Below are 13,968 nucleotides of genomic sequence, written 5' to 3' on the forward strand. Positions count from 1 at the left end.
TTTATTATTGGTATAAATCTAAATTATTCTTTTTTCGATGTATCGGCACTATCTTCTTTACTAGCATCTTTAAATTCTTTAATACCACTACCAAGTCCTTTCATAAGCTCCGGAATTTTTTTACCTCCAAAAAGTAACAAAACTACAACGGCTATCAAAACTATTTGAGGCCAACCGATAACTAATGGTAACATATATAAGCTCATAATATTAAATTTTAAAGCACAAAGTTACTAATTAAACTTTAATAAAATTGTTTTAAACATAATTTTAGCATAGTCTTATATTTAAAAAGATTTTATGGCGTTATACTTTACTTAAAAGCACAGAGCATTTAATAAATTCTATTATTTTTGTTTAACTATGGCTACTAAAAAAAAGAAACCAAAAAAAATTAAAAAGAAATTACTCGATAAGTATCGTTTACTTGTACTTAATGAAGTAACTTTTGAAGAGCGTTTATCGTTTAAGTTAACACGTTTAAATGTGTTTGTTTTAGGTTCTATAATTTCGGTGTTTTTAATAGCGTTAACCTATTTAATTATTGCGTTTACACCATTGCGTGAATACATTCCGGGATATTCTTCAACAGCTTTAAAAAAGAAAGCCACAGAATTAAACTATAAAACAGATTCTTTACAACAAGTTATTGCTATTAACGAAACCTATTATGCATCAATTAAAAAAGTATTAAAAGGAGATATAAGTGCCGAAGATTTTAATAAAGATTCAATTGTTGAAGCCATAAAAATTGAAGCAAGTGAAGTCGATTTAAACCCAAGCATCGAAGATTCATTATTGAGAGAAAAAGTCGACAAAGAAGATAAATACAATTTGTTCGAGTCGGCCATATCGGCTACAAACTTTGTATTATTTCCTCCTGTAAATGGCACGATTAGTTCGCATTACAATGCTAAAGAAAAACATTATGCTGTAGATGTTGTGGTTGCCAAAGACACACCTGTAAAAGCCACCGCCGATGGTATTGTTATTTTTGCAGAATGGACAGCTAACACAGGTTACGTTATAATTTTAGAACATAGTCATGGTTTAATTTCAATTTATAAACACAACGGTTCTTTAACAAAGTCTCAAGGCGATTTAGTAAAGGCGGGGGAAGTAATTGCAACCTCAGGAAACACGGGCGAATTAAGTACTGGTCCACATTTACATTTTGAATTATGGAACGATGGCTACCCAATTAATCCAACAAACTTTATAGATTTTAAATAAATGATTTCATTAAAATCGGCGTTAGCAAAACCTTTTGCAAAACGTGTATATAAAAGCATACAAAAATGGGCAAATAACCCCATTGAAACACAAGAAAAAGTGTTTCAGGAACTTATTGCAACGGCAACAAAAACTGTTTTTGGTCAAGATCACGATTTTGTAAGCATAAACAATCATGCCGATTTTGTAAAGCGAGTTCCTGTGCGCGATTACGAAGGTTTAAAACCTTATGTAGAACGCATGGTAGCCGGCGAACCCGATATTTTGTGGGAAGGAAAACCTCTTTATTTTGCAAAAACTTCAGGAACAACTTCGGGATCTAAATTTATTCCAATTACCAAAGAAAGCATGCCAACGCATGTTGAGGCAGCAAGAAATGCTATTTTAATGTACATTAAAGAAACAGGTAATGCTAAGTTTGTAAATGGTAAAATGATTTTTTTACAAGGTAGTCCCATTTTAAAAGAACAAAACGGTATTCAGTTAGGGCGATTATCTGGTATTGTGGCCCATTATGTACCTAAGTATTTACAAAAAAACAGGTTGCCATCGTGGGATACTAACTGTATCGAAGATTGGGAAACTAAAGTAGATGCTATTGTTGAAGAAACTTTGCCTGAGAATATGACTGTTATTTCTGGAATTCCATCGTGGGTACAAATGTATTTCGAAAAAATTAAAACCAAAACAGGTAAACCAGTAGGCGAAGTGTTTAAAAACTTTAACCTGTTTATTTTTGGCGGTGTAAATTACGAACCTTATCGTGCAAAATTCGAAAAATTAATTGGAAGAAAAGTTGATAGTATAGAGCTTTATCCGGCAAGTGAAGGCTTTTTTGCATTTCAAGATAAACAAAACGAAAAAGGCATGTTACTTCAATTAAATTCAGGTATATTTTATGAGTTTATTAAAGCCGACGAATTTTTTACCGAAAACCCAAAACGAATTACAATTAAAGATGTAGTTGTTGGTGTAAATTATGTTATGTTAATTTCAACCAATGCGGGGTTATGGGCATATAATATTGGTGATACTGTCCAGTTTACTTCAACAAAACCGTATCGTGTTATTGTTTCCGGAAGAATAAAGCATTTTATTTCGGCCTTTGGTGAGCATGTAATTGGTAAAGAAGTAGAGCAAGCCATGCAAGAAGCTATTTCTGGAACAAACGTTCAAGTTTCAGAGTTTACGGTAGCTCCTCAAATTAATCCTGAACAAGGTTTGCCTTACCATGAGTGGTTTGTAGAGTTTGAAAACGCACCCGAAAATCTGTCAAAATTAGCCAGAAAAATAGACCAATCGTTGCAAAAACAAAATACTTATTATTTTGATTTGATTCAAGGTCATGTTTTACAACCTTTAAAAATAACAACTGTAAAAAAAGATGGTTTTCAAAAGTATATGAAATCTATTGGTAAATTGGGAGGGCAAAATAAGTTGCCAAGACTAGCAAACGACCGCAAAATTGTAGACCAATTTCCTCAATTCAATTAAGTTAAATAGTACTATATTTGTATCCGACTAAATCTTAATATGAACAGTAAAAAACATCAAGGAAGAACTAGAGCACAGGAAAGTTCAAACGCTATAGAACGCATGTATATTACAATGCGACACCTTTTTAATCGTGGGTTTTATAAACCAATGGGTATTTCGGGCGAAACTTTAAGGCAGGCGTTATTGTCGTTACGCCCCGAAATTTATGGTTCTATAGCCGATGAAAAAGCCGAATTAGAAGGATTGTTATATGTAATCGACAGGCTTCCATCTGGCATTGAAGAATGTACGTTTATAAATTTAACCAGCGATGAAGGTTATTCCGATTCGCATTTTAAAGCCATAATTCCCGAAAAACGACGCCGAAATTGTTATCGCATCGATAATGAGCAAATGAATATTGAAATTACGCGAGGGCGATCGGAAATTTACGATATTTTAACGCATCTTACTTTTTTATTTATTGAATCGCATAAAATTAGTAATCGGGTTTTAATTAACGAAGAAGGTTTAACCACACGAGATTGGGAAAAGCTTGAAAAAGCCGTTTTAAGTAAAAAGAAATTAAGTCAAGAAGAACGAGAAATAGCAATAACACATACGGCTAATATTTTAGGTAGAACTTTTAGAGAGATAACAGCTGTTTATAATAATTTTGCCACGCAAAAACAACCGGAAAGATTATTACACATTGTATACTGGCTTGGTAAATTAGCTATTGAAGAACAAGTAAATAACAATAAGCGCACCGTTACTTTTACACCAGTGCTTAGAGAGCGTATTGGACATCATATTCATGGAGAAATTTGGGCCGATGCAGTAAAAGAAACACTTTATAAAAACGGTTTAATAAATCGTCCAATTCATATTATTAGTGCTAATATGCATAGTGTAATGAATACACTATTTGCATTTAGTGCTTTAAAAACAGAGTTTAATAAAAAGGATGCTTTTCAGGTTTACGAGGCCTTAAGTAATAGTGAAAACACTAGTTTAAGGAATAAAATTAGTAAGGAAGCTTTGCAAAAGGGTATGATTTATATTGATGATACATCTGGTGCAAATATTGATGTTCAAATTTTCGATACTGAAAAACTTGACGCTTCAAAAATTGATTTAGATATTTCAGAAAAGGTTTTAAAAGAAACCAAACCCGTTATTTTAGTTATGGATTATGCGTTTGGGGAGCAGGCTTACGAAACTATCGACGAATTATTAAAACCTTACCAAGTTAAAGGAAAAAAAATACATTTAAATGTTGAGTCCGTTTCCATAATGGGAAAAGCGGGGATTTTAGAAGGCGGTAAAGGCGATATTATGATTCCGTTTGCACATATATTTGAAGGAACAGCCGATAATTATCCTTTTGAAAATGAGCTTAAAAAAGAAGATTTAGAAGGTCAAGGCGTTGATGTTTACGAAGGTTCTATGATTACCGTTTTAGGCACCTCGTTACAAAATAAAGATATTTTAAAGTTTTTTTACAACTCCACTTGGCAGGTTATTGGGTTGGAAATGGAAGGTGCGCATTATCAAAAAGCTATTCAAGCAGCTGCAAAAGTACGAGGAAGTATTGGTCCAGATGTAAAAGTACGTTATGCCTATTACGCTAGCGATAATCCGTTAGAAACAGGAGCAACTCTAGCATCGGGAGGTTTAGGAACCTCTGGAGTTAGGCCAACTTATTTAATAACAAGAACAATTTTAAAACAAATACTAAATTAATATAAAATAAAAATGAGTAAAGATTTACAACCATCATCGCAAAAATCTGAAGAAGTCGATTTAGGGCTTTTATTCAATGTTATTGGTTCTGTTTTTAATCGGTTTATCAAGTTTATAGAAAAGGTTTTTAAGTTAATATATAATTTATTATTAATATTACTTTTTCATATTTATAAAAGGTTTTTATGGTATGTTGGAGCTGCTTTAATTGGAGCCGTAGTTGGTTTTATAATTGACATGAATTCTGAGCAAATTTATGGAGCCAATATGTATATTGAAACTAATTTTAAGTCATCAAGACAAGTTTATGAAAATATTAAACAATTTAATCAATTAGCTTCAGAGGATAAAGATTCATTGGAGTTAGCCAAGGTATTAAAGATATCTGTTAAAGATGCTTCAAAACTTAAAGGATTTTATATCGAACCTGATTTGGACGAAAATAACATCGCTAAAATGTATTCTGATTTTTATAAAAATTTAGATTCTGTTTCTAGAGATGAAACTAATTATGAAAAATATAAGGAGTCATTAACACCACATAATTTTAATGTTCATAGAATAGGAGTAGCGAGCTCAGATAAACATTTATATACAAAAATAGAAAAAGCATTTACAAAGGAGCTAACGAATAACTCTTATTTATACGATCTTCTTCATGTATCAAATGAAAACCTTGACAATGAAGATTTAACTTTACAGACTCAAGTAAAGAAAACAGATTCTTTAGTAGCAGAGTATTTAACTATTAGAATGAATGAATCTAAACGGCAGACAGCTTCAGGAAGTAATACAAACCTATATATGGGTAATGCTGAAGCAAACAACTTAATTGTAGATGAAACTAAACTTATAGACAAACGCTTAGATCTTGAAGCGCGTAGACGTTTTGTAAACACAAATAAGGTGGAACAACAAGACGTTATAAATGTTTTAGCAGGCTTTCCAAAAACAGGTTACGATATAAGTGTGTGGCATCAAAAAATGAAATTTGTTTTGCCGTTAATTATTTTTGGATTAACATTTTTGTTTTTCTTACTTTTTGGTTTAAAAAAATATCTAGATTCTGAAAGTAAAAACTTATCATTAAAATAATATGAAGGTTTTAATTACCGGCGGTGCAGGTTTTATTGGTTCCCATGTGGTTAGGTTGCTTGTTAAAAAATATCCTAATTACCACATTTATAACCTTGATGCTTTAACTTATGCTGGAAATTTAGAAAACTTAACAGACATTGAAAACGAACCAAATTATACGTTTTTAAAAGGCGATATAACATATGAACCTGCCATTAGTGAGCTTTTTAAAACCTATAAATTTGACAACGTAATTCATCTAGCTGCAGAATCGCATGTCGATCGTTCCATTACCGATCCATTAGCGTTTGTAAAAACAAATGTAATTGGTACTTTAAACTTATTAAATGCCTTTAAAGAACTTTGGAAGGACAAATTTGAAGGCAAACGTTTTTACCACATAAGTACAGATGAGGTTTATGGTACCTTGGGCGAAACGGGTTTGTTTACCGAGACTACGTCTTATAATCCAAACTCACCGTATTCAGCGTCAAAAGCAAGCTCAGACCATTTTGTGCGAGCGTATGGCGAAACATATGGCTTACCTTTTGTTATAACCAATTGTTCTAATAATTATGGACAAAATCAGTTTCCAGAAAAGTTAATTCCGTTATTTATAAACAACATAATTAATAAAAAACCTTTGCCTGTTTATGGTGATGGTAATTATACTAGAGATTGGTTATATGTTATAGATCATGCCATAGCAATCGATTTGGTTTTTCATAAAGGAAAGAACGCCGAAACTTATAATATTGGCGGATTTAACGAATGGAAAAACATCGATTTGGTAAAAGAATTATGTAAACAAATGGATGTTAAATTGAGGAATCCGGAAGGCACATCTGAGCAATTAATTACATTTGTTAAAGATCGTCCAGGGCACGATTTACGTTACGCTATTGATGCCTCAAAAATTAATAGAGAATTAGGGTGGAGCCCTTCGGTTACGTTCGAAGAAGGATTAAAAATTACCATCGATTGGTATTTGTCGAATGCCAATTGGTTAAAAAGCGTTACCTCTGGTGCTTATCAAAATTATTACGAAAAACAGTATAGCTAATCATATATGAAAGGGATTATTTTAGCAGGCGGATCGGGAACTAGGTTGCATCCTTTAACACTTAGTGTTAGTAAGCAGCTTATGCCGGTATACGATAAACCTATGATTTATTATCCACTTTCAACATTAATCTATTCTGGTATAAAGGAAATATTAATTATTTCAACAGCTAAAGATTTACCGCTATTTAAGGATTTATTAGGCGATGGAAAAAAATACGGATGTTGTTTTGAATATGCTGTTCAAGATGCGCCAAACGGATTAGCTGAAGCTTTTATAATTGGAGCAGATTTTATTGGTAACGATAAAGTTGCCCTTATTTTGGGCGATAATATTTTTTACGGTTCGGGTTTAAGCAAGTTGTTACAGGCTAATAATAATCCAGAAGGCGGTATTATTTACGCCTATCGTGTTCATGATCCCGAACGTTATGGCGTTGTTGAGTTTAATAACGAAGGACAAGCCGTATCTATTGAAGAAAAGCCAGATAATCCAAAATCTAATTATGCTGTACCAGGTATTTATTTTTACGATAACTCGGTGGTAGAAATAGCAAAAAACATAAAACCAAGTAATAGGGGAGAACTTGAAATAACCGATGTAAATAAAACCTATTTAAAACAAGGTAAACTTAACGTAAGCGTACTCGATAGAGGTACCGCTTGGTTAGATACAGGTACGTTTCAATCACTAATGCAAGCCTCACAGTTTGTTGAGGTTATCGAGGAGCGTCAAGGTTTAAAAATTGGCTCTCCAGAAGCAGCAGCTTTCGAAATGGGTTTTATAAACGAAACAGAATTTAAAGCTTTAGCAAATCCACTACTTAAAAGTGGCTACGGAAAAAATTTATTAGGATTACTTAATAGTAAAAAATGATAGTTTCAGAAACCAAACTAAAAGGTTGTTTTATTTTAGAGCCTAAAGTTTTTAACGATAGTAGAGGTTATTTTCTTGAAAGTTTTAATCAAAAAACGTTTGAAGAAAAAACAGGTGTTGCTGTAAATTTTGTTCAAGATAACGAATCGCTTTCTTCAAGAGGTGTTTTACGTGGCCTGCATTTTCAAAAAGGAGATTTTGCTCAAGCAAAATTAGTGAGAGCTGTTAAAGGAAGTGTTTTAGATATTGTGGTCGACATAAGAAAAGACTCCTTAACTTTTGGAGAGCATGTTTCGGTCGAACTATCCGAAGAAAATAAAAAACAATTATTTGTACCTCGTGGTTTCGCTCATGGGTTTGTGGTGTTAAGTGAAATAGCTTTGTTTTCATATAAATGCGATAATTTTTATAATAAAGCTTCTGAAGGAGGTATTATTTACAACGATAAAAATCTGAATATAGATTGGAAACTAAACGAATCTGAATTTATAATTTCAGAGAAAGATTTGGTGCTTCCAACGCTCGAAATGGCTAAGATATGATACGAATTTTGGTTACTGGCGCTAATGGGCAGTTAGCCCAATGCTTAAAAACGTTGACTAAAAACCTTGAAGGGTATCAATTTTCCTTTTATTCTCGTAACGATTTCGATGTTTCAGATAAAGCTAAAGTTGAGGCTATATTTAAAACCAAAAACTTTTCATTTTGTATAAATTGTGCCGCTTTTACAAATGTTGACACAAGCGAATCTAATAAAGAAACATCAGATTTAGTAAACCATAAAGCGGTTTATAATTTAGCGGTCGCTTGTAACCAAAATAACGTAAAATTAATACATGTTTCAACTGATTTTGTGTTTGATGGCAACCAATCTTTCCCTTATAAAGAAACCGATAAAACGAATCCGTTAGGAGCGTATGGAAACTCCAAATTGTTGGGAGAGCAAGCTATACAAAACACCTGTAGCGCGCATTATATTTTACGAACATCGTGGTTGTATTCCGAGTTTGGTAACAATTTTTTAAAAACTATGTTGCGTTTAGCAGAGACTAGACCAGAAATTGGGGTGGTTTTCGATCAGGTAGGAACACCAACTTATGCGATAGATTTGGCTGCGTTAATTATTACAATTATTCAAAAAAATAACGATGCTTTTGGCGTGTATCATTACAGTAACGAAGGTGTTGCTAGTTGGTACGATTTTGCAATGGCTATTTTCAATTTAAAAAATTTAAATACAAAAGTGTTGCCAATTCGCTCAATACAATATCCAACACCAGCAAAACGACCAAGTTTTAGTGTTTTTGATAAGCAAAAAGTAAAGTATACCTTTAACATTTCTATTCCACATTGGAGAACAAGTTTAGAAAAGTGTTTACAAAACGTTTAAATGATGAATTATAACATAGCAATAATAGGTTTAGGATATGTGGGTTTACCGCTTGCAGTTGAATTTGCTAAAAAATACAAGGTTCTTGGTTTCGATATTAGCGAAAGCCGAATAAACGAACTTAAAAATGCTAACGATAGCACTTTAGAGGTTGAAGAAAGTAGTTTAAAGCAGGTATTAAACACACAGGAAAACGGATTAACCTTAACAACAATACCAGCAGAGATTGCCGATTGTAATATTTATATTGTAACGGTACCAACTCCAGTCGATAAAAATAATAAACCAGATTTTACACCTTTATTAAAATCGTCGGAACTTGTTGGAAGCGTTTTAAAACACAACGACATTGTAGTTTATGAATCTACCGTTTATCCTGGAGCTACAGAGGAGGTTTGTGTTCCTGTGTTAGAAAAAGTAAGCGGATTAACCTTTAATAAAGATTTTTTCTGTGGTTATTCTCCTGAGCGAATTAACCCGGGAGATAAAACAAGAACGGTTACAAAAATTATCAAAGTAACTTCTGGGTCTACGCCCGAAATTGGTAAAACTGTCGATACACTTTATAAATCAATTATAGAAGCTGGTACGCATTTGGCTCCAAGTATAAAAGTTGCCGAAGCTGCTAAAGTTATTGAAAACGCTCAAAGAGATATTAACATTGCCTTTGTTAACGAGCTGGCAAAAATATTTAATCTTTTAAATATTGATACGCATGCGGTTTTAGATGCTGCTGCTACAAAATGGAACTTTTTACACTACAAACCGGGTTTGGTGGGCGGCCATTGCATTGGCGTCGATCCGTTTTATTTAGCACAAAAAGCACTTGAAGTAGGTTATCACCCAGAAATTATTTTGGCTGGACGCCGATTAAACGATAGTATGGGCGAATTTGTAGCCACAGAAGTATTAAAGCTAGCCGTAAAGCGTAATATTGAAATAAATACAGCTAAAGTGCTTCTGTTGGGCATAACATTTAAAGAGAATTGTCCAGATATTCGAAACACTAAAGCTATTGATGTGTATCGCGCATTAAGCGATTTTAATATGAATGTAGATGTTTATGACCCAAGAGCATCATTCGAAGACGTTAAAGCAGAATACGGAATTGATTTAATAAAAAATATTAATAAAACCTACGATGTTATTGTTCATTGCGTATCGCATAGTGATTTTTTAAATCTGAATTTTTTAGAAATAAGAACCGAAAATTCGGTGTTTTACGACGTAAAAGGCACTTTAGATGTTAATTTAATTGACAAACGACTTTAAATATGTACGAAAATAAATATCACGACCAAGATTTAAGTCAATATTCCTTTTTGGTAACGGGTGGCGCAGGGTTTATTGGATCTAATCTCGTAGAATATTTGTTAAAGTATAATGCAAAACAAGTGGTTATTTTAGATAATCTTGAAACAGGATTACTAAGTAATATTGAGCATTTTATTAAACAGGAAAATTGTACGTTTATTGAAGGCGATATTTGCGATTTAGAAACCTGCCAAAAAGCCGTAGAAGGTGTCGATTTTATTTTACATCAAGCGGCATTAGGTTCGGTGCCACGTTCAATAAAAAACCCGATAAAAACAAACGAGGTAAACGTAACGGGTTTTCTAAACATGTTAATGGCAGCAATAGCATCACCTACATTAATTAAAATGGTTTATGCAGCCTCTTCTAGCACCTATGGCGATCATCCAGATTTACCTAAAGTTGAAGATAAAATTGGTAACCCTTTATCACCTTATGCCGTTACAAAATACATTAACGAGTTGTATGCCAACGTTTTTAATAAAACCTACGACCTACAAATTGCAGGTTTGCGCTATTTTAATGTTTTTGGGCCAAAACAACAGCCCAATGGTGCTTATGCGGCTGTAATTCCGTTGTTTTTTAAAGGGGCAATAAATAATTCCGAAGTAAAAATAAATGGTGATGGTGAGCAAACCAGAGATTTTACTTATATCGAAAATGTAGTTCAGGCCAATATAAAAGCACTTTTTGCCGAAGTAGATAAACACGAAGTTTACAATGTAGCTTTTGGTGAAAGAATAAGCATAAACAAGCTATGGGAAACTATTAAAGCGTTTACCAATTCGCAAGCTAGTGCAGAGTATGGACCAACTAGAGTAGGTGATGTAAAAAACTCTTTAGCTAATATCGAAAAAGCAAAAAATCAATTGCAATACAATCCTCTATTTAACTTACAAGAAGGCTTACAACAAGCCTTAAAATGGTATTTAGCAAATAATTAATCTATAAAAAATTGGAATAAACCGCAATTATTCTATTTTTGTAAAAAATTAAACCCTATTAAATTGGTAGGAAAAATAGAAATTACATATTAAAGCAAATTTTTATGTTACAAAATTTAGTTCTAGCCATTGAAGCTGCTTTATTAGCAGGAGAAGAAATCTTAAAAATTTACAATAAAGATTTTAGTATAGAAATTAAAGATGATAAGTCGCCATTAACCGAAGCCGATTTAGCTTCAAACGAAATAATAGTTAAAAAGCTTCAGGAAACTAATATTCCAATAATTAGCGAAGAGAATAAAACCATCGATTTCGCAACCAGAAAAACGTGGTCGCAATGCTGGATTGTCGATCCTATTGATGGTACAAAAGAATTCATTAAAAAAAATGGCGAGTTTACTGTAAATATTGCTTTAGTTGAAAATGGAAATACTAAACTAGGTATTATTTATGTACCAGTTTCAAAGGAACTTTATTACACAAACGTAGATCAAACAAAAGCCTATAAAACCATAATTTCAGCTCAAGATTCAGCTATTGATGCTTTGCTTTTTAAGGCTGAAGATGAAATTAATAAGGCAGAAGCAAATACTTCAGAAATTAAAGTTGTTGGTAGCCGCTCACATATGAATGACGATACTTTACAATTTGTAGAAAGCTTAAAAACAAACGGAAAAGAAGTAGAAATAGTATCGAAAGGGAGTTCGTTAAAATTTTGTTTGGTAGCCGAAGGTAAAGCTCATGTGTATCCAAGATTTGCACCAACCATGGAATGGGATACCGCTGCAGGACAAGCCATTTGCGAAGCCGTTGGTTTAGCCGTAATAGACCAAGGAACTAAACAGCCCATGGTTTATAACCGAGAAAACTTATTAAACAATTACTTTTTAGTTACAAACAATGGCTAAAAGTGTATATAAAAGGCATATTGCAAAAGCCATAACCTGGCGTTTGGTTGGTACTATTGATACTATTTTGTTGTCGTGGATAATATCTGGCAACCCATTAACAGGGTTAAAAATTGGAGCCTTTGAGGTGGTAACAAAAATGATTTTGTATTACTGCCACGAGCAAGTTTGGTTTAAAATAAAAATTGAAGAAAGTAAAAAACGCCATCTGTTTAAAACAATAACTTGGCGTGTTATAGGAACCATTGATACGATGACGATAGCTTGGATAGTTTCTGGCAATCCGTTAACCGGATTAAGTATTGGTTTAGCTGAGGTTTTAACAAAAATGGGACTGTATTACTTACATGAAAGAGCTTGGTATAAAATTGATTTTGGATTAGATAAACGCAGACGATTAAAACGATGGAAAAAAACATCAAAAAACACGAGTACAGAGTCGGGAAATTAGACCGCCAAAAATTAAAAGGACATAATTCCTTTTTAATATTTTTTACTGGTCTTTCTGGCTCGGGAAAATCTACAATTGCAAATGCACTTGAAGAAAAACTTAATAAACTAAGTGTACACACTTACACGCTCGATGGTGATAATATGCGTTTTGGTTTAAATAAAGATTTAAGTTTTACACCAGAGGATCGTACCGAAAATATTAGACGCATTGGTGAAACAGCAAAACTTTTTATCGATGCCGGTGTTGTTACACTAGCGGCATTTGTAGCACCGTACGAAAAAGATAGAAAAAATATAGAAGATACCGTTAAAACTGATAACTTTGTCGAAGTTTTTGTAAACACGAGTTTAGAAGAATGCGAACGAAGAGACGTAAAAGGCTTGTATAAAAAAGCTAGAGCGGGAGAAATAAAGAACATGACAGGTATTTCGGCACCATACGAAGCACCGCAAAACCCAACGGTTGAAGTTTCGCATTTAAACTCTGTAGAAGAATCGGTTGAAATTATTTTTCAAGCCATTAAAAATAAATTAGAAATTAAAGAACAATGAGTAAATATTATTTAAACTATTTAGACGAATTAGAATCTGAAGCGATTTTCGTTTTAAGAGAAGTTTGGGCACAGTTTCAAAACCCAGTAATATTATTTTCAGGAGGGAAAGATTCAATTGTAGTAACCCATTTGGCAAAAAAAGCATTTTATCCTTCTAAAATACCATTTTCTTTAATGCACGTCGATACAGGACATAATTTCCCTGAAACTATTCAGTTTAGAGACGATTTAATAAAAGAATTAGGCGCAAACTTAATTGTAGGTTCGGTTCAAGAATCGATTGATGAAGGTCGTGTGGCCGAAGAAAAAGGTAAAAACGCAACCCGTAATGCACTTCAAATAACAACACTTTTAGATGCAATTGAATCGAACAAGGTTGATTGTGCTATTGGTGGTGGGCGTCGTGATGAAGAAAAAGCACGTGCCAAAGAGCGTTTCTTTTCACACCGTGACGATTTTGGACAATGGGACCCGAAAAACCAACGTCCGGAATTATGGAACATTTTTAACGGTAAATATTTTGAAGGTGAGCATTTTAGAGCGTTCCCAATTAGTAACTGGACCGAAATGGATGTTTGGAATTACATAAAGCGTGAAAACCTTGCAATTCCATCGTTATACTTTGCACATGAGCGCGAAGTGGTTTGGAGACAAAACTCATGGATACCAAACTCTGAATTTTTAGTATTAGAAGACCACGAGGAAGTTGTTACCAAAAAAATAAGATTTAGAACTTTAGGCGATATCACAATTACTGGTGGTATTGAATCTGATGCCGATACGTTAGAAAAAATTGCCGATGAGGTTTCCACCATGCGTCAAACAGAACGTGGTAACCGTAGCGACGATAAGCGTTCAGAGTCTGCAATGGAAGACCGTAAACGTCAAGGATATTTTTAATCAATCAGTTCTAATCAACAAAAAAGAAAAATTA

Annotated in this window: 15 protein-coding genes; 14 read left to right on the top strand and 1 reads right to left on the bottom strand. The window is 33.3% G+C overall.

Annotated elements, in window-relative coordinates:
* Positions 1–23: 23 nt before the first annotated feature.
* Positions 24–206 carry a twin-arginine translocase TatA/TatE family subunit gene (gene tatA, locus PW52_RS03660; RefSeq protein ID WP_044631558.1) on the bottom strand — a complete coding sequence of 61 codons (183 nt, stop codon included), beginning with the start codon at positions 204–206 and terminating at the stop codon, positions 24–26.
* 157 nt (positions 207–363) lie between these two features.
* On the opposite strand from tatA, the gene PW52_RS03665 reads away from it, so the two are divergent.
* The 14 genes from PW52_RS03665 to cysD all read left to right on the top strand — a co-directional run bounded on the left by PW52_RS03665 (position 364) and on the right by cysD (position 13,934).
* The gene (locus PW52_RS03665; RefSeq protein WP_044631559.1) at positions 364–1,233 is read left to right on the top strand and encodes a M23 family metallopeptidase; all 870 of its coding nucleotides are present in this window, start codon (positions 364–366) and stop codon (positions 1,231–1,233) included.
* Positions 1,234–2,727, top strand: a complete 1,494-nt coding sequence (locus tag PW52_RS03670) for a GH3 auxin-responsive promoter family protein (protein WP_044631560.1) — start codon at positions 1,234–1,236, stop codon at positions 2,725–2,727. It abuts the gene before it with no gap.
* A 39-nt stretch (positions 2,728–2,766) separates the two neighbouring features.
* Positions 2,767–4,455, top strand: coding sequence for a DUF6909 family protein (locus tag PW52_RS03675; RefSeq protein WP_044631561.1), 1,689 nt, complete (start codon positions 2,767–2,769; stop codon positions 4,453–4,455).
* Positions 4,456–4,467: 12 nt separating this feature from the next.
* Positions 4,468–5,550 (top strand): hypothetical protein, encoded by a 1,083-nt coding sequence (locus tag PW52_RS03680; protein ID WP_044631562.1) that lies wholly within the window; start codon positions 4,468–4,470, stop codon positions 5,548–5,550.
* 1 nt (position 5,551) lies between these two features.
* On the top strand, positions 5,552–6,595 hold the full coding sequence (gene rfbB / locus PW52_RS03685) for a dTDP-glucose 4,6-dehydratase (RefSeq protein WP_044631563.1): 1,044 nt from the start codon (positions 5,552–5,554) through the stop codon (positions 6,593–6,595).
* A gap of 6 nt (positions 6,596–6,601) precedes the next feature.
* Positions 6,602–7,471, top strand: a complete 870-nt coding sequence (gene rfbA, locus PW52_RS03690) for a glucose-1-phosphate thymidylyltransferase RfbA (protein WP_044631564.1) — start codon at positions 6,602–6,604, stop codon at positions 7,469–7,471.
* Positions 7,468–8,013 carry a dTDP-4-dehydrorhamnose 3,5-epimerase gene (gene rfbC, locus PW52_RS03695; RefSeq protein ID WP_044631565.1) on the top strand — a complete coding sequence of 182 codons (546 nt, stop codon included), beginning with the start codon at positions 7,468–7,470 and terminating at the stop codon, positions 8,011–8,013. The genes rfbA and rfbC overlap by 4 nt, the downstream gene beginning before the upstream one ends.
* The gene (gene rfbD / locus PW52_RS03700) at positions 8,010–8,861 is read left to right on the top strand and encodes a dTDP-4-dehydrorhamnose reductase (RefSeq protein WP_044631566.1); all 852 of its coding nucleotides are present in this window, start codon (positions 8,010–8,012) and stop codon (positions 8,859–8,861) included. Before rfbC ends, rfbD begins: the two co-directional genes overlap by 4 nt.
* 3 nt (positions 8,862–8,864) lie before the next feature.
* Complete coding sequence (locus PW52_RS03705; RefSeq protein ID WP_117584358.1) at positions 8,865–10,133, top strand: nucleotide sugar dehydrogenase; 1,269 nt, start codon at positions 8,865–8,867, stop codon at positions 10,131–10,133.
* A 2-nt stretch (positions 10,134–10,135) separates the two neighbouring features.
* A complete protein-coding gene (locus tag PW52_RS03710) occupies positions 10,136–11,119 on the top strand; it encodes an SDR family oxidoreductase (protein WP_044631568.1) in 984 nt (327 codons plus the stop codon).
* A gap of 104 nt (positions 11,120–11,223) precedes the next feature.
* The gene (gene cysQ, locus PW52_RS03715; protein ID WP_044631569.1) at positions 11,224–12,027 is read left to right on the top strand and encodes a 3'(2'),5'-bisphosphate nucleotidase CysQ; all 804 of its coding nucleotides are present in this window, start codon (positions 11,224–11,226) and stop codon (positions 12,025–12,027) included.
* A complete protein-coding gene (locus PW52_RS03720) occupies positions 12,020–12,478 on the top strand; it encodes a DUF2061 domain-containing protein (protein ID WP_044631570.1) in 459 nt (152 codons plus the stop codon). The genes cysQ and PW52_RS03720 overlap by 8 nt, the downstream gene beginning before the upstream one ends.
* Positions 12,433–13,032, top strand: a complete 600-nt coding sequence (cysC, locus tag PW52_RS03725) for an adenylyl-sulfate kinase (protein ID WP_044631571.1) — start codon at positions 12,433–12,435, stop codon at positions 13,030–13,032. Before PW52_RS03720 ends, cysC begins: the two co-directional genes overlap by 46 nt.
* Positions 13,029–13,934: a sulfate adenylyltransferase subunit CysD gene (cysD, locus tag PW52_RS03730; RefSeq protein ID WP_044631572.1), complete on the top strand. Its 906-nt coding sequence runs from the start codon at positions 13,029–13,031 to the stop codon at positions 13,932–13,934. Before cysC ends, cysD begins: the two co-directional genes overlap by 4 nt.
* The last annotated feature ends 34 nt before the right edge of the window (positions 13,935–13,968 follow it).

It is taken from the genome of Neotamlana sedimentorum, from assembly GCF_000943565.1.
Taxonomy (GTDB): domain Bacteria; phylum Bacteroidota; class Bacteroidia; order Flavobacteriales; family Flavobacteriaceae; genus Neotamlana; species Neotamlana sedimentorum.